21 protein-coding genes and 1 riboswitch are annotated in these 22,349 nt (G+C 72.7%); of the genes, 12 read left to right on the top strand and 9 right to left on the bottom strand.

Annotated features, from left to right (window positions below; genetic code table 11):
* The first annotated feature begins 148 nt into the window (after positions 1–148).
* Together CLT68_RS04160 and CLT68_RS33635 are read left to right on the top strand one after the other, a co-directional pair.
* The gene (locus CLT68_RS04160) at positions 149–1,144 is read left to right on the top strand and encodes a hypothetical protein (RefSeq protein WP_486482067.1); all 996 of its coding nucleotides are present in this window, start codon (positions 149–151) and stop codon (positions 1,142–1,144) included.
* Between the two features lie 41 nt (positions 1,145–1,185).
* Positions 1,186–1,614 (top strand): hypothetical protein, encoded by a 429-nt coding sequence (locus CLT68_RS33635; RefSeq protein ID WP_486482068.1) that lies wholly within the window; start codon positions 1,186–1,188, stop codon positions 1,612–1,614.
* 9 nt (positions 1,615–1,623) lie between these two features.
* Here CLT68_RS33635 and CLT68_RS04165 read toward each other — a convergent pair whose 3' ends face one another.
* From CLT68_RS04165 to CLT68_RS04175, 3 genes are all read right to left on the bottom strand, one after another.
* Positions 1,624–2,643, bottom strand: a complete 1,020-nt coding sequence (locus CLT68_RS04165) for a GNAT family N-acetyltransferase (RefSeq protein ID WP_099848959.1) — start codon at positions 2,641–2,643, stop codon at positions 1,624–1,626.
* Between the two features lie 323 nt (positions 2,644–2,966).
* Positions 2,967–4,253, bottom strand: a complete 1,287-nt coding sequence (thrC, locus tag CLT68_RS04170; RefSeq protein WP_088950426.1) for a threonine synthase — start codon at positions 4,251–4,253, stop codon at positions 2,967–2,969.
* Positions 4,254–4,263: 10 nt separating this feature from the next.
* Positions 4,264–4,399, bottom strand: a riboswitch (SAM riboswitch).
* A 67-nt stretch (positions 4,400–4,466) separates the two neighbouring features.
* The gene (locus CLT68_RS04175) at positions 4,467–5,435 is read right to left on the bottom strand and encodes a DMT family transporter (protein ID WP_143743125.1); all 969 of its coding nucleotides are present in this window, start codon (positions 5,433–5,435) and stop codon (positions 4,467–4,469) included.
* Positions 5,436–5,526: 91 nt separating this feature from the next.
* On the opposite strand from CLT68_RS04175, the gene CLT68_RS04180 reads away from it, so the two are divergent.
* Positions 5,527–5,832 (top strand): ArsR/SmtB family transcription factor, encoded by a 306-nt coding sequence (locus tag CLT68_RS04180; RefSeq protein WP_099848963.1) that lies wholly within the window; start codon positions 5,527–5,529, stop codon positions 5,830–5,832.
* Positions 5,833–5,909: 77 nt separating this feature from the next.
* On the opposite strand, the gene CLT68_RS04185 is transcribed toward CLT68_RS04180, so the two are convergent.
* Positions 5,910–6,371, bottom strand: a complete 462-nt coding sequence (locus tag CLT68_RS04185) for a DoxX family protein (protein WP_099848965.1) — start codon at positions 6,369–6,371, stop codon at positions 5,910–5,912.
* A gap of 453 nt (positions 6,372–6,824) precedes the next feature.
* Between CLT68_RS04185 and CLT68_RS04190 the strand changes: the two genes are divergently transcribed.
* Positions 6,825–7,523 carry a DUF4232 domain-containing protein gene (locus CLT68_RS04190; protein ID WP_199176984.1) on the top strand — a complete coding sequence of 233 codons (699 nt, stop codon included), beginning with the start codon at positions 6,825–6,827 and terminating at the stop codon, positions 7,521–7,523.
* A gap of 10 nt (positions 7,524–7,533) precedes the next feature.
* Here the strand turns inward: CLT68_RS04190 and CLT68_RS04195 are convergent, their stop codons facing one another.
* Together CLT68_RS04195 and CLT68_RS04200 are read right to left on the bottom strand one after the other, a co-directional pair.
* Positions 7,534–8,430 (bottom strand): ABC transporter permease subunit, encoded by an 897-nt coding sequence (locus tag CLT68_RS04195; protein ID WP_099848969.1) that lies wholly within the window; start codon positions 8,428–8,430, stop codon positions 7,534–7,536.
* Complete coding sequence (locus CLT68_RS04200) at positions 8,430–11,294, bottom strand: alpha/beta fold hydrolase (RefSeq protein ID WP_099848971.1); 2,865 nt, start codon at positions 11,292–11,294, stop codon at positions 8,430–8,432. Before CLT68_RS04200 ends, CLT68_RS04195 begins: the two co-directional genes overlap by 1 nt.
* 373 nt (positions 11,295–11,667) lie before the next feature.
* Between CLT68_RS04200 and CLT68_RS04205 the strand changes: the two genes are divergently transcribed.
* Genes CLT68_RS04205 through CLT68_RS32790 form a run of 8 tightly spaced genes read left to right on the top strand, consistent with a single transcriptional unit; the run spans position 11,668 to position 20,090 of the window.
* Positions 11,668–12,840 carry a hypothetical protein gene (locus tag CLT68_RS04205; RefSeq protein WP_099848973.1) on the top strand — a complete coding sequence of 391 codons (1,173 nt, stop codon included), beginning with the start codon at positions 11,668–11,670 and terminating at the stop codon, positions 12,838–12,840.
* On the top strand, positions 12,827–15,394 hold the full coding sequence (locus CLT68_RS04210) for a nitrate- and nitrite sensing domain-containing protein (RefSeq protein WP_099848975.1): 2,568 nt from the start codon (positions 12,827–12,829) through the stop codon (positions 15,392–15,394). Before CLT68_RS04205 ends, CLT68_RS04210 begins: the two co-directional genes overlap by 14 nt.
* Positions 15,391–15,864, top strand: a complete 474-nt coding sequence (locus CLT68_RS04215; RefSeq protein ID WP_088950435.1) for a roadblock/LC7 domain-containing protein — start codon at positions 15,391–15,393, stop codon at positions 15,862–15,864. Before CLT68_RS04210 ends, CLT68_RS04215 begins: the two co-directional genes overlap by 4 nt.
* Positions 15,861–16,346: a DUF742 domain-containing protein gene (locus CLT68_RS04220; RefSeq protein ID WP_088950436.1), complete on the top strand. Its 486-nt coding sequence runs from the start codon at positions 15,861–15,863 to the stop codon at positions 16,344–16,346. Before CLT68_RS04215 ends, CLT68_RS04220 begins: the two co-directional genes overlap by 4 nt.
* Positions 16,324–17,085 (top strand): GTP-binding protein, encoded by a 762-nt coding sequence (locus CLT68_RS04225; RefSeq protein WP_172862120.1) that lies wholly within the window; start codon positions 16,324–16,326, stop codon positions 17,083–17,085. The genes CLT68_RS04220 and CLT68_RS04225 overlap by 23 nt, the downstream gene beginning before the upstream one ends.
* Before the next feature lie 38 nt (positions 17,086–17,123).
* On the top strand, positions 17,124–17,651 hold the full coding sequence (locus tag CLT68_RS04230) for a hypothetical protein (RefSeq protein WP_099848977.1): 528 nt from the start codon (positions 17,124–17,126) through the stop codon (positions 17,649–17,651).
* A 36-nt stretch (positions 17,652–17,687) separates the two neighbouring features.
* A complete protein-coding gene (locus CLT68_RS04235) occupies positions 17,688–19,901 on the top strand; it encodes an AAA family ATPase (RefSeq protein ID WP_099848979.1) in 2,214 nt (737 codons plus the stop codon).
* Between the two features lie 18 nt (positions 19,902–19,919).
* Entirely contained in the window at positions 19,920–20,090 is a 171-nt protein-coding gene (locus CLT68_RS32790) for a hypothetical protein (RefSeq protein WP_158240857.1), read from the top strand.
* Positions 20,091–20,159: 69 nt separating this feature from the next.
* Here CLT68_RS32790 and CLT68_RS04240 read toward each other — a convergent pair whose 3' ends face one another.
* The 3 genes from CLT68_RS04240 to CLT68_RS04250 all read right to left on the bottom strand — a co-directional run bounded on the left by CLT68_RS04240 (position 20,160) and on the right by CLT68_RS04250 (position 22,328).
* Positions 20,160–20,669 carry a GNAT family N-acetyltransferase gene (locus tag CLT68_RS04240; protein WP_088950440.1) on the bottom strand — a complete coding sequence of 170 codons (510 nt, stop codon included), beginning with the start codon at positions 20,667–20,669 and terminating at the stop codon, positions 20,160–20,162.
* Positions 20,670–20,818: 149 nt separating this feature from the next.
* Positions 20,819–21,706: a hypothetical protein gene (locus CLT68_RS04245; protein WP_099848981.1), complete on the bottom strand. Its 888-nt coding sequence runs from the start codon at positions 21,704–21,706 to the stop codon at positions 20,819–20,821.
* The gene (locus CLT68_RS04250; protein ID WP_099848983.1) at positions 21,675–22,328 is read right to left on the bottom strand and encodes a DUF3618 domain-containing protein; all 654 of its coding nucleotides are present in this window, start codon (positions 22,326–22,328) and stop codon (positions 21,675–21,677) included. The genes CLT68_RS04245 and CLT68_RS04250 overlap by 32 nt, the downstream gene beginning before the upstream one ends.
* Positions 22,329–22,349: the final 21 nt, after the last annotated feature.

Raw genomic sequence — 22,349 nt, forward strand, 5'->3', positions numbered from 1 at the left:
GCAGTAGCGCGAATGCCCGACAGCGGCTCATGCCGCAGTCGGGTTCGGGAGCAGAAGCGCCAATGACCGACGGCACCGCGGTTGCCCGCGGAGACAGCGGGTAACCGCGGGCCTCCGGCCAGGAGAGCCGGCCACGGGAGGGCGGCGGGTGAGGATCACCGAGATCCGGGTGCACGGGGTCGCCGACAAGGGGCCCGAGACGATCCTCGACCGACCGATCGTCGCGCGGGTCGCGGGAGACGACAACGCCGGCTTCTACCGGCCGCGCCCCGGCTACGGTGCCCCCGCGGACCGCGACGGGGTGACGCTTGAGGCGTACCGCTGGAGCCGGCTGACCGGCGGCACCGCGATCCGGACGTTCTCCCTGGTCCTGCTCCTGCCGTTCATGCTGAGCAACATCGCGGTCTGGATGCTGCCGGTGACCGGTGGCGGCGGCCGTGCCGCGCGGGCGCTGTGCCGACTGCTGGCCGCGACGATGACCGCGATGTACGTGCTCTCCACCGTCGGGGTGTCCCTCGACCTGATCGCCTGGCAGTGCGCGGCCTACCCGAGGTGCCTGGAGGGGCGGCGGGAGATCTCCTGGCTGGGTGGCGTGCCGCCCGGGCAGCGGCTCGCGCTGCTGGCCGTACCGCCGATCATCGCGATCGTCCTGATCTGGCGGCTCGGTGCCCGGACCTGGCAGCTCCCCGAGGACAGCGACCACGCGCCCGGGGTGGGCGCGGACCGGCTCGACGCGCCCGCCTTCTGGGACACCCGCTCGCTGCTGCGCCGACTGCGCTCGGTGCACATCGCGGTGGCGCTGGGCACGCTCGACGTCACTCTGCTGCTGGCTCTGGCGCCGCACGACGCCACACTGCCCGGCTGGCTGCTGCTGGCCGCGAATGTGGTGCTGCTCGCCGGCGCGGTGGTGCTGCTTCGCCGGCCGGCGATCGAGCGACGCGGGAAGCAGGACCAGCGGAGTTCGCGGACGATCCGCTGGGCGGCCGTCGCGCTCACCGCGCTGACCCTGGGGTACGCCCTGGCGCCTCGGCCGCCGTGGGCGGCCGAGGGGATGTTGCCGGGGTACGGGATGCTGGTCGCCGGGTTGTTCGCCGGGCAGGTGGCGCTGCTCGCGATGCTCGGTCTGGTGGTTTCCCCGAGCTGACCCGCCGGATCGGGCAACTCACCGCCGACGGGAACGCTGTGGTGCTGTCCGGGCAGAGTCACGGCAGCGTGCTCGCGGCGGTGACGATCCTTCAACTCCCCGACCACTGCCAGCGGCGGGTGGCCCTGCTGACCTACGGCACCCCGCTCGGAAACCGGTACCGGCGGATCTTCCCGGCGTACGTCAACGACGAGATGTTGCGCGAGGTCGGCGGCCGGTTGGCCTGGCGGTGGATCAACCTGTGGCGGTACACCGACGCGGTCGGCGGACCGGTGTTCGTCCCGCTCCTGGACGGACCCGACGACCCGGCGGCCCGGGTCGACCGTCGGGTGCGGGACCCGAAGGGACTGCTCATCCCACCGACCGACACCGTGCCCCCACCGGTGCAGGGCCACCGGTTCACCCCGGACGACGACTTCCTCGACGCGATCCGCGAGCTGGTCGGGCGATTGGAGCGAACCGACGGGTGACCGCCCGGGTCAGAGGGTGAGCTGCCAGTTGTTCCAGGCGTCCACCGGGCGGAAGCCGAGCTGCTCGTTGATCGCCACCATGTAGCTGTTGCTGGCGGCGTTGAAGGTGTCGATGACGCGGACCGTCGGCTCGTGGGTCAGCAGGTGGTGCAGGTTCTCCGCCTTGGCGATGAGGCCGAGCCGGTGCCCACGGTGGGCCGGGTCGACGATGGTGATCTGCTGGTAGGAGTGCCAGTCGGTGGAGGCGCTCACATCCAGCAGGGTCCAGGCGACCAGCCGCCCGGACGCCTCGTGGCGCATCCCGAGGTGGTAGCGGCGCCGACCCCGGGCGTCCAGGGCGCGCTCGGTGCCACGGATGCGCTCGGCGTCCACCTGCTCCGGGTCCCACTGCACGTCGCCCATGGGCGCGTCCATGAGCAACCGGCCGTCCAGGTAGGCGATGTCCGCCACGTACTCCTGCGGGGTGGAGCCCTGCCAGCAGACCGATTGATAGCCCTCCGCCCGCGGCCGGGCCTCGGCCAGCGCCGCGCGCAGGGCGATCCGGTCGATCGCGTCGACGTCGAGGCGGCGACGCACCTCGGGCAGCGCCGACTGGGCGCCGGTGGTGGCGGCGAACGCGTCTCCCGCCGCTGATCGCGCCGGCCCGTCGGGCAGCGCGGAGACGGTCATCGCGACGACCCGCTTGCGGCCGCGCTCGCGGAGCAGGCGTACGCCGTACTCGTGCAGCGCGCGACCGACACCCCGGCGCCGCAGCTCGGGATGCACCGTCAGCTCGGCGGTGGCGTTGTCGGTGTTGTCGAGCTGCGGCAGGTCCAGCTGGAGGTAGCCGGCCGGCGCGCCGTCCAGCCGGGCCAGCGCCCAGAGCGATTCGGTGCCGGGCATCGGCGTGTGGAACAGCGCGTCGAAGCGGCGTCGGCAGAAGGGTGGGAGGTCCGGCAGGTCGACTTCGGTGGCCGCCGCGCCGATCCGGTACGCCTCGTCGACCGAGGTGTGGTCGGCGCCGTCGAACGACGCGATGGTGATGCTCATGCGGTGAGCGTGCACCGTACAAAAGCGATCGGGCCAGCGAATTACTCGCTGGCCCGATCGAACGTTGGTCGGGAGGGACACTCGCACAACGCCTCCGGCGTTGGGTCGCAAGAACTTCAAAAGTCTTCGGCGAAATGCCCTCCCGCACGGAGCATCTTGCGCCGTCCGGTTCCTGCCGTCAAGTCCGTAGCGGCGGGTTTTCCACACTCACAGCTAAAACCCAGTTACGGACTGATCAACTCGGTTTCACTGAAGTCGGGGTGTCCAGTCAGCCCGGACACCCCGATTTCCGTAAACCCGAGTGGATCAAGACCGGTAGCGGGTCAGCCCAGGAGGCCGGCGTCGCGGGCGGCGCGCAGCGACGGCTTGATGTGGTGGGTAGGCCCAACCTGACCGGCCACCGCGTCGATGGTCTTCAGACCCTCGCCGGTGTTGAATACCACGGTCTCCGCCGTCGGGTCGAGCCGGCCGGACTCGACCAGCTTGCGCAGCACCGCCACTGTCACCCCACCGGCGGTCTCCGCGAAGACGCCCGTGGTGCGGGCCAGGTCGCGGATGCCCGCGCGGATCTCGTCGTCGTCGGCGTACTCCATCCAGCCGCCGGTGCGGCGGACCGCCTCCAACGCGTAGAGGCCGGCGGCGGGGTCCCCGATGTTGAGCGACTTGGCGATGCCGGTGGGCTTGACCGGGGTGATCGTGTCGGTGTCGGCGTGCAGGGCCGTGGCGATCGGGTTGCAGCCGGCAGACTGCGCGCCGAAGACCTTCCAACCGCCGACCGGCGCCTCGACCAGACCGATCTCCACCAGCTCGGAGAACGCCTTGTCAATCTTGGTGAGCAGCTCGCCGCTGGCCATCGGGATCACCACCTGCGCCGGGATCCGCCAACCGAGCTGCTCGGCCACCTCGTAGCCGAGCGTCTTGGAGCCCTCCGCGTAGTACGGGCGGACGTTCACGTTGACGAACGCGGTGTCCTCGAACTCGTCGGTCTCCACCAGCTCGCCACAGAGCCGGTTGACGTCGTCGTACGAGCCGTCGATGGCGACCAGCTCGCCCCCGTAGACGGCAGTGGTGATGACCTTGCCCTGCTCCAGGTCGCTGGGAATGAAGACCACCGAGGGCACCCCGGCGCGGGCGGCGTGCGCGGCCACCGAGTTGGCCAGGTTGCCGGTCGACGCGCAGGCGAACCGGGTGAAGCCGAGCGCCTTCGCGGCGGTGAGCGCCACCGAGACGACCCGGTCCTTGAACGAGTGGGTGGGGTTGGCGCTGTCGTCCTTGACCCAGAGCTGCGCGGTGATGCCCAGCTCGGCGGCGAGGTGCGGGGCCGCCACCAGCGGGGTCAGCCCCGGGTCGAGGGTGACCCGGCTGGCCGGGTCCTGACCGGCGGGGAGCAGTGCGGCGTACCGCCAGATGTTCTTCGGCCCGGCCTCGATCTGCTCCCGGGTGACCGTCGCCAGGGCGGCCGTGTCGTAGTCGACCTCCAGCGGGCCGAAACACTCGTAGCAGGCGTGCTGGGCGGCGAGCGGGTAGCGCGCCGAACAGGCGCGACAGACCAGGGCGCGGGCGGGGCTGGCGGAGGTGTCGATGCCGGAGGCGGCGAGCGTCGACGTCATGTCGAGAGTCCTCTCATCTTTCCCCGCATCGCACGGTGCGGCGGGGACGGAATTGGCACCTGCCCCGCGGGTCGCTCAGCGGTGAGCGCGCGGGGTGGTTGCCGGGGCGTCGTCGGGCCGTATCCCTCAGCCCCTCTGGATGAGGTATGCAGTTGTGCCGTCGAGTCTAGGCAAAGCCGGGCGCGGCCTCCAGGGCAGATCCCAGGTAGTGGGTCAGCGGACGCTCACCGCTGCGGGGTCGGTCACCGCGATCGGGTCGGTGACCGCTGCGGTCCGGGGCAGCGCCGAGGCTCGGGGCCGGGGCCGGGTGGCGAGGTTCGCGGCGACCAGGGCGGCGATCGTGATGGCGGCCCCGACCAGCTCGACGGGCTCCGGGCGGTAGCCGCGGGCGATCTGCACCGCGAACGTGGTCACCGGGACCAGGTTCATGAACAACGCGGCGTTGGCGGCACCGAGTCGCTGCACGCCGGTGTTCCAGGCCAGGACCGCGACCACGGCGCCCAGGATCACCGCGTACGCCAGTTGCGGGGTGACCGCCACGAGGTCGGCGGCGGCCGGCGCGCGCTGCCAGCCGACGGCGTCGGCGCCGATGCTCGCGGCCAGCATCGCGGCCGTGCCGGCGAGTGCGGTCAGCGTGGTGAAGCGCAGCGGCGACCACTCGCCGAAGCGGCTGGCACCGTGCGTGTAGATGCCCCAGCCGAGCACCGCGCCGATCATCATCAGCCCACCGAGACCGAACTGGCCGAGCCCGGTCAGGCTCCCGCGGGTGATCACCAGGCCGACACCGAGGAGCGCCACCAGGGAGAGACCCAGCAGGAGCGGCTTCGGGCGTACGCCGTCACGGGCCCAACGGACCAGTTGGGTGATCACGGGGGTGGTGGCCACGAAGAGCGCGACCTGCTGCGGGGCGGCGTGTTCGAGGGCCAGGCTGGTGAGCAGGTTGAAGCCGGCGAAGCCGACCACTCCGAGCACCACCACCTCGGCCGTCCGGCCGCCCGACCGCAGCGCGCCGGCACCCTCACGGAGCAGGAGGACGGCGACCAGGATGACGGCGGCGAGAAGATAGCGGGCGGTGGTCAGGTTGAGCGGGTCGACCCGGGTCAGCGCGCTGGCCAGGACCGGGAACATCACTCCCCAGGCGAGCACGGCGAGCAGCGGGTAGGCGGCGGCGCGGGATCGCATCGTCAGCTCCAATGTTCGAGTATCGTCGAACCAACGGAACCGACAGTAGGAGCTTGTTCGATAATTGTCGAACAAGGGTTACACTGGTCACATGGAGCCGCACGAACCCGAACTGACCGCCGTACCGGTCACCGCCGTGCTGGCCGCACTCGCCGACGACGTGCGGCTGCAGATCGTCCGGGCGCTCGCCGAGGGCGGCGAGGCGGCCTGCGGCAGCTTCGACTTCGGCGTCTCCAAGGCGACCCGCAGCCACCACCTCAGAGTGCTGCGCGAGGCCGGCCTGACCCGCACCCGCGCCGCCGGCACCAGTCGCCTGGTCCGACTCCGACGCGACGAGCTGAACGAGCTCTATCCCGGCCTCCTGGACGCGGTCCTCAGCCCTCGCCCGCCGGCCTGACCCCCGCCACCACCGTCGCCGAGCGCGTCGCCGGAGCCCTCTCGTCGAGGCCCCGGCGACGCGCGGCACGCGTGCGGTCAGACAGCCACCGAGCTGGGCTCGGCCACCGAGGCGGGCGCTGGTGCCGACGGGGAGTCGGCGCGACGCCGGGCGAGCAACGTGTCGAGCGCCCAGGCGCCCGGGCCGAGGGCCGCTATCAGCAGGAACGACCAGCAGAAGAGGGCGGACAGCTCGCCCCCGTTCTGCATGGGCAGCAGGTGATCCGGCTGGTGCACCACGAAGTAGGCGTACGCCATCGAGCCGGATGCCAGCAGAGCGGCGGGTCGGGTGAAGAGCCCGGCCAGCACCAGCGCGCCGCAGACCAACTGGATCAGGGCGGCCCACCAGCCCGGCCAGGTGCCGAGCGGTACCGCCTTGCCGGTCATCGGGTTGCCGCCGAACAACCCGAAGACCGAGGTCAGGCCGTGCAACGTGAACAGCAGGCCGATCACGATGCGGAACAGGGACAGGGTCGGCCCGCCGAGCCGAGAGACGTTCATGGGACCTCCATTGAGATGAATGGATGCATCCCGTCCATCGTGACGCATGGTTACATCGAAGTTAATAAATTCCTTGCTGGTGGGAAGATCCCCGGTTGAAATATGTCGGCGCCACGCCCGCCGGTGACGAGCAGGCGGACGGCGAATGCGTCGCGCCGAGGCGCTGAGCTGCGGCTGCGCAGGAAAATCGACCTCAGCAGGGCGTTGGCCGCTCCATGGGAGCGCTCCCGAATGACGGTACAGCCCACCAGGCGGTGCGCGCAGCCCGCCGACCCGCCGCAGACGCGGACGGCTGGCCGACCCTGATGATCCACTCGGCTTCTTTGAAAGCGCGGTATCCCGAGGCCAGGATGCCCCGGGTTCAGGGAAAACCGAGTCGATCAAAAGCGGCTCGGAGGCCGGGACGGGCAGGGTGGGCAGCGACGGGACGCCTCCGTGCGCGAGGATCGGTGGATGATCTCCCGGGAGATGGCAGCACGACGGGCCGGCTGGTCGCTCGCGGTGTTCGCGTCAGCGCTGGCGCTCGGCGCCTGCGCACCCGGCGATCATCGCGGCCAGTCCGGGGATCCCCCGAGCCCGCCGCCGAGCGCACCCGGTGTGTCGACGAGCCCGTCCGCGAGCACCGACCCGCTGGCCGAGTGCCCGGCGTCCGGCGTCCGGATCCGGTCGACCGGATCGGACGCCGCGATGGGCCTTCGCGCCCTCGGCCTGGAGCTGGTCAACTGCGGCGACCGTCCCTACCAGCTCAACGGTTACCCGGTGCTGCACGTCTACGACGAGCAGCGTGAGCCGATCATGCTGCGCGTGGTCAACGGTGCCAAGGAGATCACCTCGGGCTTCGACCAGCCGCCCCGGAAGGTCACTCTCGCCCCGGACGAGCGGGCCACCGCCGTGGTGCTCTGGCGCAACCTGGTCACCGACTCGACAGTGGTGGCCAGCAACGGGGAGTTCCTGACGGTGGCACCCGCGGCCGGCCAACCGCCCCACGAGGTCGACCCGGACGGACCGGTCGACCTGGGCAACACCGGTCGGATCGGCGTCAGCGCCTGGAAGAAGGCCGACCCGTCCACGCCGGCACCGACGCGCCCGGCCCCGCTGCCGATACCGAGCGTGGTGCCGTCCTCGGTGAGCCCGCCCGACAGTCGGCTGTGAGCCCGGCCCGTCAGCTGGTGATGTCCTTGCGGGTGAAGCGCCAGAACGCCAACCCCCAGAACAGCGTCGCGTAGCTGATCGCCGAGATGCAGCCGCGTACCACGTCGTCGGTCTGCACGGGAGTCGAGAGCAACCCCAGCCAGGCGGTGCTGAAGTGGGTGGGCAGGAAGTCGCGTACCGCGCCCAGGGCGGTGATCTGGTCCAGGATGCTGGACAGGATCCACAGCAGAACCGCACCACCCACCGCGCCCAACGCGGCGTCCGTGGTCACCGACAGCAGGAACGCCAGCCCGGCCACCACCAGGAGTACGACCGCCAGATAGCCGAGCACCGCCAGCAACCGGAGCAGCCCCTCGGTGGGTTCCAGCTCGGCGGCGACAGTGCTGCGCAGCGGCGACCAGCCGTAGCGCAGGGTCCCCGCCAGCAGCGCTGTGCCGGCCAGCAGGATCAGGGCCAGCGCCGAGTACGCGAGCGCGACCACCAGCTTCACCGTCAGCAACCTGGCCCGGGGCACCGGGATCGCCAGCAGGTAGCGCAGGCTGCCCCAGCTCGCCTCACTGGCGACCGTGTCACCGCAGAACAGGGCGACCACCACCACCAGCAGGAACGACGCCGAGACGAAGATCGAGAACAGGGTGAAGTTGAGGCCACCCGAGGTGGCCAGCTCGACCAGGCTGGAGAACTCGTTGCGACCGTTGTCGTCGTCGCCACCCGAGTCGAACTGGAACGCGATCAGGATGATCAGCGGCAGCAGCACCATGAACCCGAGCGCCAGCTGGGTGCGCCGCCGGGACGCCTGCCGCCGGAACTCCGCCGCGAAGGGCATGGTGGCCGACGGCCGGTAACCGCGGGCCGCACCGGCCGGGTCGGTCACGCCCAGCGGCGTCTCGACGGAAGAGCCTGCCATCACCGGTCACCGCTTCCCCGAGAGTTCTCGCCCACCAGGGCGAGGAACGCGTCCTCCAGGCGCCGCCGCGGCACCACCCGGTCCACTCCGATGCCGGCACGCACCAGCTCGGCCACCACCTCGCTGCGGGCCGTGCCGTTGGTGTCGACCACCAACTGGCCGTCGCTCTCCGGCAGGACCCGGACCCCGTGCAGCCGGTCCAGCACCGCGCGCGCCGCCACCGGGTCGGTGACGTCGAACAGCACGCTCGGCGACTCGCCCACGATCTCCTCCACCGGCCCGGACGCCACGATCCGGCCCTTGTTGACCACCACCGCGTGCGTGCAGGTCTGCTCGACCTCGGCCAGCAGGTGGCTGGAGACCAGCACCGCGCGCCCGTCCGTGGCGTAGCGCTGGAGCACCCGGCGCATCTCGGCGATCTGCGGCGGGTCGAGCCCGTCGGTCGGCTCGTCCAACACCAGCAGCTCGGGAAGACCGAGCATGGCCTGGGCGATGGCGAGGCGCTGACGCATCCCGTGGCTGTAGTTCTTGATCTTCCGGTGCACCGAGTCGCCCAGCCCGGCGATCTCCAGCGCCGCGTCGAACTGCGCGTCCTCCCACGGCCGTCCGGTGGCCCGCCAGTACGCCTTGAGGTTGTCCAGACCCGACAGGTGCGGCAGGAAGCCGGGGCCCTCCACCAGCGCGCCGATCCGGGACAGCACCGGCGAGCCGGGCACCAACCGGCGACCGAAGACGTAGATCTCCCCGGCGGTCGGCTGGGTCAGCCCCATCAGCACCCGCAGAGTGGTGGTCTTGCCGGCGCCGTTCGGCCCGAGCAGACCCACCACCTGACCCGGGTGCACCTCGAAGTCCACGTTCGACACCGCGACGAAGCCGTCCGCGTACTCCTTGCGCAGTGCGCGCACGGCCAGCGGGGTGTCCGCGTACTCCGGGTGCACCGAGCGGTCCTGGCGGCGGTGCCGGCGGCGGACCACGGCGACGACCACGACGAGCCCGACCGCGATGGCGGCGAGCAGGCCGGCGAGCACCCAGCGCCAGAGCGTCGCGGCGGTGGGGATCGGCTCGCCGCTGACCGTGGGCAGGGTGACCGCGCCGTCCACCGCCACCGTGTAGACGGTGGGCTGGGCGGGCGTGGTGTACGCCTGGTCGGAGGTGGCCACGACGAGGCGCAGCCGGTGGCCGGCCTCCACCCGTCGGACGATCCCGGGCAGCGTCACGGTGACCGGGCGGGCGTCCTGCACCTGCTGCGGCAGGCCGGTGAGCCGGATCGGGGCGACCAGCCCGTTCGGCAGGGTGGCCGCGCCGTCCGGGTCGACGTCGTAGAGCTTGACGAACAGCACCGCCTCGCCGGTGGGCGACGCGGCCCGCACGGTGACGGTCGGCGCACCGGCAACGTCCACCGCCTCGGTCAGCGGCGTCGACTCGAACCGGGCGTGCTGGCCGGGCACGTCACCGGCCACGCCGTCCAGCAGCGAGGCGAGCCCGCCGGCGAACGGGATCGAGGAGATGGCGGCCGGATTGCCGTTGGGCGGGTTGGCGATCGGCTGGGCCGGGCCGGCGACCGCGATCTCCCGGCGGGCGTTGCCGGTCAGGCCCGGGTAGTCGGCGCGGCGGAAGCCGGTGGCGACGAGACCCCTGTCGAGCGCGTCGAAGCCGGCGATCCGCGACCAGGTGAAGTCGTCGCCGGGCGCGTCGCCCTCGCCCTTGACGTAGTGGTCGAGCCACTGGACGGTCAGGAACTTCACCCGGTCTTCGTCCGAGCGGGGTCCACTGCCACCGTCGTGCCCGCCGGTGAACCAGGCGACCCGCACCGGGGTGCCGGCGGCGGCGATGCCGCGCGCGTTGGCGTCCGCCTCAGCGAGCGGGAAGAGGGTGTCCGCCTCACCCTGCACCAGCAGGGTGGGCGCCTTGATCCGGTCCAGGACACCCGCCGGGCTGGATCGGCGCAGCAGGTCCACGGCGGCCTGGTCGGCCTGACCGGTGGTGGCGATCCGCAGGTACGCGGCGCACACGTCGGCGGCGAACCGGCCGCAGGACGGGTCGGCGGCACCGGCCGGGGCGCCACCGGGACCGGTGCCCGGGCCAGCACCCGGCCCGGGGCTGGGCGGACCGGCCGACTCCGGGGCTCCCTGCGGCTGGGCGGCGGTCGCACCGGACAGCCCGGCCGGCCCGGAACCCACGTTGCCGCCGCCACCGAAGAACAGACCGGCCCAGCCCTTCTTGAACACGCCCTCGGTCGGCGCTCCGCCGGTGCTCTCCGGCAGGAAGGCGCGCGACAGGTCGTTCCAGGTGATCATGGGGACGATCGCGTCGACCCGACTGTCCTGGGCGGCCAGCAGCAGTGCCAACCCGCCGCCGTACGAGCCGCCGACCACACCGACCTGCGGGTCACCGGTGGCGTTGGTGCGCACCTCCGGCCGAGCGGCCAACCAGTCCAGCAGGCGCTGAGCGTCGCGCACCTCGTGGTCCGGGCTGTCCAGGTGGATCTCACCGCCGCTGCGGCCGAAGCCCCGGGCCGTCCAGGTGAGCACCGCGTAGCCGCGCCCGGCGAACTCCTCCGCGTCGGAGCGCACCGACTCCTTCGTGCCGCCGAACCCGTGTGCCAACAGCACCGCCGGCACCTTCCGCCCGGACGACGCGTCGTCGGGCAGGTAGAAGGTCGTGTCCAGGTCCACCGGCTGGTCGCCGGACGGTCCGGAGCGGACGGTGAGCATCGCGCTTTCGGTGCGTACGCCCGGCCCCTGCGGCCACACCGCCCAGGTCACGGCGGCGGCCAGCAGCACGACGACCGCCCCTGCGGCGATCGCGCGACGGCGGGTGGGCAGGGCACGCCGGAACCACGCGGCCGGCGACGGCGATGTCATGCGGCACACGGTACGGCCCGCAGCCTGAGCGTTGGCTGAGATCCGCCGTACGTCCGTCCGGTTGCCCCGATCGGTGTCGAGATGGGTGCGAGCGCGCAACGTCGGACGCGGCACAGTGAGTTGACTTCGGATTCCGTGAATTCCGATCTATGCCGGATATCCACCTCGATCCCTCCATGTCACACCCATCGACGAAACAAAGTGGGCCGAAGGCGCGGACAAATGCTGACATTGCTCGAACTGACGCGAACCTGACTCGCCGACTGAGGTCTGACCGGTAGGCGGTTCGATTAGTTTTCCGGTCCGGTGCACGGGACTTTTCGGCTGACCCGAGACCGCGCCAATTCGCGCTTCCCCGCCGGAGGAGACACACATGACAGTCCCCGCGCCGCGGGCCCGTCGACGGCCGTCCACGCTGGGCCGACTGCTGCCGCTGCTGCTCGTCGGGGCACTACTGGCGCCCGTGGGTCTGCTCGTCACGTCTGCCTGGCGGCAGACCAGCGACGATCGGACCCTGGCCGCCCGCGAACGACTCGGCGTGCAGTACCTCGGTGCCCTGGCCGGGGTCACCGACGCCCTGGTCGAGGCCCAGTCGGCCGCGGTCAACGGTCGCCCCGTCGCCCGGGAGGCGTTGGACCAGGCGGTCGAGAAGGCCGCCGCGGTGGACGCCCGCATCGGCGTCGAGCTGCTCAGCCAGGAGCGCTGGGCAGGGGTACGCGCCAAGCTGGAAGCACTGCGCGGCCGCAGCCCCGCCGACCCGGAGTCCGCCTACACCGCGTACGGCGAGGCTGCCGACCTGCTGCTGGCCCTGCACCGCAAGGTCCGGGAAAGCTCCGGGCTCGTACGCGACCCCGCAGTGGACTCCTTCTTCCTGCAGGACAGCGCCGGCGAGGAGCTGCCCGAGGCGGTGGTGGCCGCCGGCCGGCTCGCCGACCTGGGCACTCTGATCTCCCGCCGCCCCGCCGCCGAGCAACCCCGTGGCCTGATGGAGCTGACCGGCCTGCGGGTCACCGCCCTGGCGCCGGCCAACGACGTCGTGGACAACCTGCGCTCCGCCGTGGACGGCTCGGAGAGCACCGATCTCGGCGCCAACGTGCTGACCCCGCTCGACACCTACCAGCGCTCGGTGGAGGCGCTGGCCGCGTTCTCCACCCCCGGCGCCGGAGGCGTGGACCAGGGTCAGTTGGCTGCCGCCGGGCTCAACACGCACCGCGCGGCGCGCCAACTTCAGCCGGTCATCCTCGCCGAACTGGACGCCCTGCTGGTCGAGCGCATCGACGGGCTGGACCGGGACCGCTGGCTGACCATCGCCGCGGGGGTCGTCGCCGTGCTGTTGCTGGGCTGGCTCGCCGCACTGCTGATCGGTGCGGGTCGCCGGGCCCGACGCCGGGCCGCCCTGGCCACGACCCACACGGAAGCCCCCGACACCCCGTCCCGGGCAGACCCCTGGCAACCGGCCGCCTCCGAACCGCGAGAGCTGCAACCGACCGGCGCGCTCCGGGCCCCGGAGACCGCGCAGTGGGGGGCGTTCGATGCTGCTCGGTAGGCTCCGCATCCGCGGCAAGCTCGCGCTGCTCGTGGTGATCCCACTGCTCAGCATGGTCGGCCTGGCCGTGCCCGTGATGCTCGACCGGGTGGCCGCGGCACAGCGGGCCGGCGACACCGCCGACCGGGTACGACTCGCCAGTCGCGTCGGCAGCCTGGTCCAGGACCTCCAGCAGGAACGCATCCTCTCCGTCGGTTTCCTGCTCGGCCGGGTCGACCGGAGTGAGCTGATCCGCAAGTCCGCCGACGTGGACGACCGGGTGGCCGACCTGCGGGCCGACGGGAGTGACGCGCTGACCGACCGCGTCGACCGCGCCCTGGACGGTGTGTCCAGCCTCAGCGACCTGCGCACGGCAGTGCTGGCCCGGGCCGCGAACCCCGGGCAGGTGATGGACGCGTTCGGCCCGGTCAACGTGGGCATGATCGACTCGCTGCGGCTGGCGTTCGGTGTGGACACCGAGACGCAGGCGGGCCGTCAGGTGCTCGCCCTCGACGGGCTGCTCCGCGCCGACGAGGGCCTGGGCGCCTGCGCCACCCTGAGCGTGCTCGTCAAGGTCATCGGCAGCCCGGACACCAGCGCCGCCTACGTGGCGTGCATCGCCGCGCTCCAGGTCGACAGTCGGCGCTTCCGCGCCCTGATCACGCCCGAGCAGCTCGCGGTGGCCCAGCTCAACGACGCGGCGGTGGCCGCGCGTACCAGCCCCGACTTCCTGGTCACCAGCGCCCGGGATCCGGCCGGCGCAGTCCGCGACGTGCCGATCGAGGCGCTCTTCCCAGCCGTCCGCACGATGATCCGACTCGGCCAGTTCGTCGAGAAGAAGCTGGTCGCCGACGTGCTCACCGAGGTGACCGCCGAGCAGCGCCGGGCGCTGACCGCCGCGTACCTGGTCGGTGCCGCGACAGTGCTGATCCTGATGCTGGTGGTGATGCTCAGTGCGGCGGTCGCACGCACGGTGGCCCGACCGCTGACCCGCCTCACCCGCTCGGCCGACCGCGTCGCCCGGGTCGCCGAGGCCGAGCTCGTCCGGGTCACCGACGACGAGACGGAGAGCCCACAAGCGGTCCGGCTGGAGCCGGTGGACGTCCGGGCCAACGACGAGATCGGCGACCTGGCGCGGGCCTTCGACCGGGTGCAGACCACCGCCGCGCGGCTGGTCGAGCGGCAGGTCGCCGGCCGACGCAACGTGGCGCAGATGTTCGGTCACGTCGGGCGGCGCACCCAGAATTTGGTGGGCCGGCAGATCGCCCTCATCGACCGGCTGGAGCAGCAGGAGGCCGACCCGGGCCGGCTGGAGCACCTGTACCGCCTCGACCACATCTCCAGCCGGCTGCGGCGCAACGCCGGCAGCCTGGTGGTGCTCTCCGGCGCGGCCGGGGCCGACGCGCACACCGCGCCGGTGCCACTGGCCGACGTCGTCCGGTTGGCGCTGGGCGAGATCGAGGACTACACCCGGGTGGAGGTGCGGGTGCCCGCGGGCATCTCGGCCGCGCCGGCGGTGGTCGGTGACCTCATCCTGGCGCTGGCCGAGCTGATGGAGAACGCCACAGTCTTCTCCCCGCCGCACACCCGGGTGCTGGTTGCCGCCGAGGCGTCCGGCCTCGGCGCCCGGATCACCGTGGTGGACCACGGCATCGGCATGGGCGAGCAACGGCTGGCCGAGGAGAACGCCCGGCTCACCCGCCGGGAACGGCTCGACCTGGCACCGACCGAGGTGCTGGGCCTGTTCGTGGTGGGCCGGCTTGCCCGTCGCCACGGCTGGGAGGTGGGCCTGACCGCCACCGGCGGCGGTGGGGTGACCGCACACCTGGAGATCCCGTCGGCGTCACTGGTGCTGCGCCGCGCCGACCGGGCCGGGGCCGCCGTGGCCCGGGCCGCCGTGCCGGCACGGGACCGACGTAGCGCCACCCCGACGGTCGACGACAACGACACGCGGTCCCTCGCGGCGGCAGTCGCCGCGCCGGCCCGCTTCGACTCGGACCTGCTCAGCCGAGCCACCCGCAGCCTGGAGGCCGGCCCGTCCTGGAACGCGTTCGGCCCCGGCCAGACGGAGCAGGTCGCTCCCACACCCCAGGCACCGGAGCCGTCGGGCACGCCGGCCGGGCCGCGGGTCCGGCAGCGGGTGCCCGGGGCCAGCCTGCACGCCACCGCCGCGCCGACCCGGCCCGTGGACGCCACCGGCGCGGACCCCGCCGCCGCCCGCGCCCTGGTCGAGGCGTTCCAGGCCGGGGTACGCCGGGCCGAGGCAGCATCCGGTGTCCGGTCGACCATGGCGGACCCGAGTGTGACCGTCGACCTGCCGAGCACACCGGGCGGCGCCGGCCCGACGGTGACGGACAACGCGGGACCGTCGGATGGCACACCGGGTCGGGGCCGGCTGAGCCGGCGGGTGCCGGGGGCGAACCTGACCGCCATCCCGGCCTGCCAGCCGCCCAGTACGCACCTCGGTGACCCGGCCGAGGTCCGAGATCAGATCAGCGAGTTCGAGGAGGGCGTCGCCCGCGCCCTCCGCGAAGTCAGCCCAGACCACCGGAACGAAGAGGGATCATCACGGTGACCAGCCCCTTCCTGCACGACAACGTCGACCAGAGCCCGACCGGCGCCATCGGGGACCTCAGCCCGGAGGCTCGCACGTTCAACTGGCTGCTGGACTCTTTCACCTCCAGCACCGCCGGGGTCCTGGAGGCGATCGCGGTCTCCTCGGACGGCCTGCTGATGGCCATGTCGGCGATCAAGGATCGGTCCAACGCCGAGCGGTTGGCCGCCGTGGTCTCCGGAATGACCAGCCTCGCCGGTGGGGCGGCCAGTTGGTACGCGCTCGGCGGCTTGAACCGGGTGATCGTCGACATGGCCGACGGCTATCTGCTGATCAGCGCGATCAGCAGCGGTTCCGTGCTCGGGGTCGTCGCGGACCGGTCGGCCAACCTGGGCACCGTCGCATACGAGATGACGCTCTTCGCCGGGCGGGCCGGTGGCGCCCTGACCCCGCGGTTGATCGTCGAGTTGAAGAACGCCGTCCAACAATGACCCCCGAGGTCGCCGGCGAGGATCCGGACCCGGACCCCCGGGTCCGGATCCGCCCGTACCTGCGCGCGTTCTCCCCGACCGGGGAGAGTGTGGCGGCACCGGCGCTGCCCGAGCCGGAGGAGGGTGGCGGTGGGCCGGCCGGTCCCCGTCCGTTCGTGCTCACCTCAGGGCGGGTGGCGGGTGCCGATCCGGCGATCGGGCTGGAGACGCAGGTGACGGTCCGCCCGGACAGCGGCTGGTGGAGCAGCCCTCCCGGGGTCCTGATGGCACCGGAGATCCAGGCGATCATCGCGCTCTGCGCCGAGCCGATCTCGGTGGCCGAGATCTCGGCCCGCACCCGGCTGCACTTCGGGGTGACGCGGGTCCTGGTCGGTGACCTCCGGGCGGCCGGGCACCTGGACGTGCACGTCACCGACACCGACGACGCTCTCGACCCCAACCTCATCCTGCGAGTGATTGATGGACTCCGTGCGATCTCCTGAATGGCCGGTCGCCCCGCTCGGCGGGGTCGCCGCGAACAGCGCCGCCGCCCGGTACGGCATGTCATCGGGCACCGGGCCGATCGTCGGGCGGGCCGGGCCGCCGTCGAGCGCTCCGCCGCCGCCGTACCAGCCTCCGTCCGCTACGCGGGCGTCATCGCCGCCGGTCGGAAGACCCGCCGCGCCGCCGGTCCCGGTCAAGATCCTGGTTGCCGGCGGCTTCGGGGTGGGCAAGACGACCACAGTGGGCGCGATCTCGGAGATCGCGCCCCTGACCACCGAGGCCGAGATGACCACCGCCGGGATCGGCGTGGACGACCCGGGCGCCCGATCATCCAAGACCACCACCACGGTGGCCATGGACTTCGGCTGCGTGACCATCGACCGCAGCCTCAAGCTCTACCTGTTCGGCACCCCGGGGCAGTCCCGGTTCGGCTTCATGTGGGACGACCTCGCCCGGGGTGCGCTCGGCGCCCTGGTGGTGGTGGACAGCGCCCGGCTGGACGACTGCTTCCCTGCGATCGACTTCTTCGAGCGGGCCGGGTTGCCGTTCGTCGTCGGGGTCAACGCCTTCGACGGGCGGCTGGCCCTGGAACTCGGCGAGATCCGCTGGGCGCTGGCCATCGGCGACCACGTTCCCCTGGTGCAGTTCGACGCCCGGGACCGGCTCTCGGTGCGGGACGCCCTGCTGGTCGTCCTGGACCGTGCGCTGGACCGGGCTACGCGGGACCGGAGGGCCTGAGCTGACCGGCTCCGGCCGTGGCGGGAAGGAGGTCTGTGGTGAGGGGTGACCTGGACGAGACGCTGGCCCGACTGGCCCGGCGCGAGGAGGCGCTACGCCGGCGGGTCAACGACCGTGCCGACACCACACCGCCCTCGGGCCAGCCCGAGCTCGCGCGCGGCGACGAGCGCGACGCGGTGCCGGGCGGCCACGGTCCCCGCCACGCTGGGGCGGACCCCTCGGCCGACGTGGCCGGTTGGGGGCCGGTCGAGGAGGTGGCCGAGGCGGTGCGTCAGATCGTCGGCGCCCACCCGGGGCTGGCGGTGACCGTGCACGTGGAGCACGCCGGGCGGACGTACCCGTTGCGGGTTTCCTGGGACGGGCCGGACGTCACGGTCGGGCCGGTGCCCCCGGCGGCACCGCCGGTGGCGCCGGTGACACCTCCACCGACCTGGCCGCTGTCCGGCCGGACCGTTCCCGCCTGGGCGCCCGGCCCGAACGGGTTGACCCCGGACCCGGCGGCCCGGCTGGCCGAGCTGATCCGACGGGACCCGTCGCTGTTGGACGAGCTGGATCCGCGGCGCTGACCGGCAAGGCTGGCTGTCGGCGGCTACGGTCGGGCAGTGGCGCAACCCGACCTGACCTTGACGGCGAGCCTTCGGCCGGCCGCGCTGGACGCCCGACGGGGCATCGTCCGGCTGCACCCGGAGGCGCTGACCGCGCTGGGGCTGCGCCCCGGCGACCCGGTCCGGCTTGTCGGCCGCCGGGAGACAGCCGGGATCGTGGCGGCGGCTGCGCCGGGCGCGAGCAGCGCCCTGCTGTACGCCGACGACCTGATCCTGGGCAACCTGGGCCTGCGCGACGGCGGTCAGGTGCTCCTCACCCCGGTGCCGCTGACCCCGGCGGGCCGGGTCGTCCTGGCCGGCCCGGTGGAGGTGGTCGCGGCGGTCAGCCCGGAGATGCTCCGGCTCGCCCTGCTGGGCAAGGTGCTCACCGCGGGCGACGACGTGTCGCTGCTGCCGCAGGACGTGCTGCCGGACGCGTCGGTGCGCAGCCTGGTCGAGGCGGCTCGACGCAGCCTGGCCAACACGGTGGGCTTCGCCTGGACCAGCACCCTGCTCACCGTGGTCGCGATCGAACCGTCGGCCGGCGCTCTGGTCACCATGAACACGGTGATCGCCTGGGAGCATGGCGCGACCACCCACGGCGGGCCCACCCCGGTCGACACCGCGCCGGGCCGGCCACGCGGGGCGACCGACGCGACGCCGCCGGACGACGCGCCGGACGTGGACGAGCTGCCCGGGCTGCGGGCCCAGGCCGAGGAGCTGACCGAACTGCTCGACCTCGGCTTCCACCACCGGGAGGTGCTGGGCCGGCTGGGCACCACCATCTCGTTGGGCGTGCTGCTCGTCGGCCCGGCGGGCTCGGGAAAGTCGGCGCTGGTCCGGGCCGTTGCCGCCCGGGTCGGTGCCCGCGTCCAACCGCTCTGGGCGCCCGAGGTGGCCGCGTTGACCAACCAGGCCGCAGCCGACCGGCTGCGCGGCGCGGCGGCGAAGGCCCGGGACGGCGGGCCGGCGGTGCTGCTGGTCAGCGACGTCGAGGCGCTCGCACCGGCGGAAAGTCCCGGCCCGGTGGCGACGGTGTTCCGCCAGGTACTCACCGAGTGCATTCGAGCCGGCGTCGCCGTGGTCTGCACCACCAGCCGACCGGAGGCGGCCGATCCCGCACTGCGCGCGCCTGACCTGCTGTCGCTGCGGATCAGCATCCCGCTCCCCGATCAGGCGCTGCGCCGCGAACAACTCACAGTGCTCACCCGGCAGGTGCCGTTGGCCGACGACGTCCGGCTGGACGAGGTGGCCGCGCGTACCCCCGGGTTCGTCGCGGCGGACCTGGCCGCGCTGGTCCGGGAGACCGGGGTACGCGCGGCGCTGCGGCAGAAGTCCGCCGAGACGCCCACGGTGTCGATGGCCGACTTCAGCGCTGCACTGGAGGTGGTCCGGCCGACCACGATGGCTGCGTCCACACTGGATCTGGCCTCGGTGACCCTCGACGACGTGGGTGGCCTGGACGAGGTCAAGCAGACCTTGACCGAGTCGGTGCTGTGGCCGTTGACCTACCCGGACACGTTCGCCCGGCTCGGGGTGCAGCCGCCACGCGGCGTGCTGCTCTACGGGCCGCCGGGCTGCGGCAAGACCTATCTGGTGACCGCGCTGGCCGGGTCGGGGCGGGCCAACGTGCTGTCGGTGAAGGGCGCGGAACTGCTCTCCAAGTGGGTCGGCGAGAGCGAGCGCGCGGTCCGGGAGCTGTTCCGCCGTGCTCGCGAGGCGGCTCCCACCCTGATCTTCCTGGACGAGGTGGACGCGCTGGCCCCGGTACGCGGCCAGGCCACCGACGGTGGCACCACGGACCGGGTGGTCGCCGCGCTGCTCACCGAACTGGACGGGGTGGAGACGCTGCGCAACGTGGTGGTGGTCGGCGCGACGAACCGGCCGGACCTGGTCGACCCGGCGCTGCTGCGACCAGGCCGGTTGGGACGGCTGGTCTACGTGCCACCGCCGGACGGGCCGGCCCGCTCGGAGATCCTGCGGGCCGCGTCCCGACCGGTGCCACTGGCCCCGGACGTCGACCTGGCCGCCCTCGGCGACGAGCTGACCGGCTTCTCCGCGGCGGACTGCGCGGCGCTGGTCCGGGAGGCGGCGCTGGCCGCGATGCGTGAGTCGCTCGCCGCCGCCACGGTGACCGCCGAACACGTCGCGGCCGCGCGAGCGCGGGTACGCCCGTCACTCGACCCGGCCCAGGTCGCCTGGTTGGCCGCGTACGCCGCCAACCGAGAGTGATCGGAGAAGGACAACCGGATGAACGCCGGCTACACCGCCGGGGTGGTCCAGCGGGAGATCACCGGCCCGCAACTGCGGTCGCCGGCCACCGGCGACCTGCTCGGCTCGGCGTTGTACGTGGTCAACGGCCGGTTCGACGTGGAGTCGACGCCGAGCACCGACTACAACATCGTCCGCGTGCCAGCCTGATCCAGGTGGTCGGCGGTGGCCCACCGCGGTCGCCGCCGACCAACCGGGGTCACCGTCGACCGGCCTCGCTCAGAGCGCGGGCGGCGTCGAGTCGAGGCAGATTTCGGCGTGCACCTTTCCGCCGTCCTCGCGCAGTTTCGCGCCGCATTTTTCGAGTACGGAGACCGCGCCGAAATTGTCCCGGGTCGTCTCCGCCACGACGGCCCGCATGCCGGCCCGCGCGGCCTCGTTCAGCAGCTCGCGCAGGGCGACGACGCCGATCCCCTGGCCCCGGGCCGAGCGCCCGAGCCACATGCCGGCCTCCACCGTGCCGGGCTCGTCACAGCGAGTCATCCGGACCATGCCCATGACCTCGCCGCCGACGAGGATCGCGTACATCTGGGAACCGGTCGGGCCGTCCAGGCCACCGAAACTGGCCCGGTGAAAGTCCCGGAACGCCTCCCGGCGGGCGAGCGACCAACCTGCGGGCGCCTCAACCGGAGGCATCACGTCATCCGGCTCGGCCTCGGCAGCCGCTACGGAGAGCAACGGCTCCAGGTTCTGCTCGTCCACCGGCTCCAGCCGGACCGCACCCGCCACGTGCCGCAGTCTGCCGGCCTCAATGGTCGAAGTCCACCCCATTGGACATCCAGTGGCGGTCCGGTCAGTCGTACCGGCCGGTCGGGCGGCGTGGGTGTTCCTCCTCACGCTCCGTTGTCACCCGTCGGGGTAGAAAATCGCTGATCCGCCTACTCGAACTCGCAGAACACCACCGAGGCGTCGTCGGTCGGCTTGTGCCGGCGGAGCCGATCGGGGTGGTCGCGCTCGGCGGCCCGGACCCGGTCGATCAACCTGCCCGGCCCGTCGGTGCTCAGCAGGTCCAGCAGACCGGCCCAGTCGGTCAACCCGAACTGCTCCACCGCGCTGGACGCGCCGTCACTGAGCAGCGCCGCCCGGCGTAGCGCCGCCGGGCCGTGCCGTGGCAGGGTCCCGGTCACCGCGTGGAAGGCCGCGTCGGGGTCGGCGGCCGCGACCCAGTAGCCGTGGGTGCGGTTCATCCGCTCCCGCTGGACGCTCACGGCGTGCCGGAACCGGGTGACCGGGTCCGCCGCACCACCCGGCACGGCCGCGACCGTCTCCCGCAACTCCGCCATGGCCGTGTCCAGCCGGTTGTCGGTCACCACGCTTATCTGGCCGCCGGTGTCCAGGACCAGTGGGCTGTCGCAGAGCACCAGGTAGTCCACCTGGTCGCCACAGTCACGCAGCAGGCAGACCGTGCTGGACGGGGTGCCCGGATGGTCGAGGTCGCACTGCCCGCCGTGGTCGGCGCGTACGGCGAGGATGGCCGCGGCCAGGTTGCTGGTCAGCCGGGCCGCCGGGCGGACCGCCTCCGCGACACCGATCCGGGCAGCCAGGTGCCGGACGTACCACTCCGGCCCGTGCATGCAGCCGGTGTCGAAGCCGTCCGGCACTGTCGCGCCGTCCAGGACGCCCACCAGCGGACCGAACCGGAAGACCAGGTCCTCGTTGACCGGCCGGGCCGGGGCCGGCGCGGACGCGGAGCGAACCCGCATCGCCCGCCCCGGCCCCGACGCGCCGATCGGGTCAGCGCTGCCGAAGGTCGTCGGCTGCCGCATGCGTCTCCCCCTGCACCTGCCCGGCGGCCGAACGGCCCTGGTCGCGTACGGCGGACACCCCCTGCTGGGCGGTGGACCGCACTGACTGGGCCGCCTGCTGCGCGGGCTCCCGCAGGTTGTCCTGCATCTGGTGGCCGACCTGGCTCGCCTGCTCGCGCAACTCATCCGAGTGCTCACTCACCATGGTCCGCGCCCGCCCGGCGAGTTGCCGCTCTCGGCCGCTCGGCGGGATCAGCGAGGCGGCCAGCAGACCGACGCCGAAGGCGACCAGGCCAGCGGCCACCGGATTGCCCTGAGCCTGCTCCCGAGACTGGTGCCCGAGCGAGCGCGCCTCGTCCCGCACCGAGCCCATGGCCTCCCGGGACTGGTGCCCGAGCGACCGGGTCTCGTCGCGTACCGAGCCGGCCATGTGCGACATCCGCTGGCTGGCCTCTTGCCCCATGTGACTCGAGCTGCCCATCACCTTCTCCTTCGCTCGGGTGAACGCGCCTCGGGCCTGCCCGACACGGTCACCGGCGATCCGACGCGGGTTGACCTTGTCGGTCAGCGCGTCGACGTCATAGCTCAACTCGGTGCGGGTGGTCTCGATCTCCCGCCGGATCCGATCCGGATCACTGGACACGATCTGTCTCCTCCCGACTCG

This window comes from Micromonospora sp. CNZ299 (genome assembly GCF_002754415.1).

Excerpts from the sequence above, each read along its gene's own strand:
- CLT68_RS04165 (WP_099848959.1), bottom strand. The coding sequence starts at position 2,643 with ATGAGCATCACCATCGCGTCGTTCGACGGCGCCGACCACACCTCGGTC.
- thrC (WP_088950426.1), bottom strand. The coding sequence starts at position 4,253 with ATGACGTCGACGCTCGCCGCCTCCGGCATCGACACCTCCGCCAGCCCC.
- CLT68_RS04175 (WP_143743125.1), bottom strand. The coding sequence starts at position 5,435 with ATGCGATCCCGCGCCGCCGCCTACCCGCTGCTCGCCGTGCTCGCCTGG.
- CLT68_RS04180 (WP_099848963.1), top strand. The coding sequence starts at position 5,527 with ATGGAGCCGCACGAACCCGAACTGACCGCCGTACCGGTCACCGCCGTG.
- CLT68_RS04185 (WP_099848965.1), bottom strand. The coding sequence starts at position 6,371 with ATGAACGTCTCTCGGCTCGGCGGGCCGACCCTGTCCCTGTTCCGCATC.
- CLT68_RS04190 (WP_199176984.1), top strand. The coding sequence starts at position 6,825 with ATGATCTCCCGGGAGATGGCAGCACGACGGGCCGGCTGGTCGCTCGCG.
- CLT68_RS04195 (WP_099848969.1), bottom strand. The coding sequence starts at position 8,430 with ATGGCAGGCTCTTCCGTCGAGACGCCGCTGGGCGTGACCGACCCGGCC.
- CLT68_RS04200 (WP_099848971.1), bottom strand. The coding sequence starts at position 11,294 with ATGACATCGCCGTCGCCGGCCGCGTGGTTCCGGCGTGCCCTGCCCACC.
- CLT68_RS04205 (WP_099848973.1), top strand. The coding sequence starts at position 11,668 with ATGACAGTCCCCGCGCCGCGGGCCCGTCGACGGCCGTCCACGCTGGGC.
- CLT68_RS04210 (WP_099848975.1), top strand. The coding sequence starts at position 12,827 with ATGCTGCTCGGTAGGCTCCGCATCCGCGGCAAGCTCGCGCTGCTCGTG.
- CLT68_RS04220 (WP_088950436.1), top strand. The coding sequence starts at position 15,861 with ATGACCCCCGAGGTCGCCGGCGAGGATCCGGACCCGGACCCCCGGGTC.
- CLT68_RS04225 (WP_172862120.1), top strand. The coding sequence starts at position 16,324 with ATGGACTCCGTGCGATCTCCTGAATGGCCGGTCGCCCCGCTCGGCGGG.
- CLT68_RS32790 (WP_158240857.1), top strand. The coding sequence starts at position 19,920 with ATGAACGCCGGCTACACCGCCGGGGTGGTCCAGCGGGAGATCACCGGC.
- CLT68_RS04245 (WP_099848981.1), bottom strand. The coding sequence starts at position 21,706 with ATGCGGCAGCCGACGACCTTCGGCAGCGCTGACCCGATCGGCGCGTCG.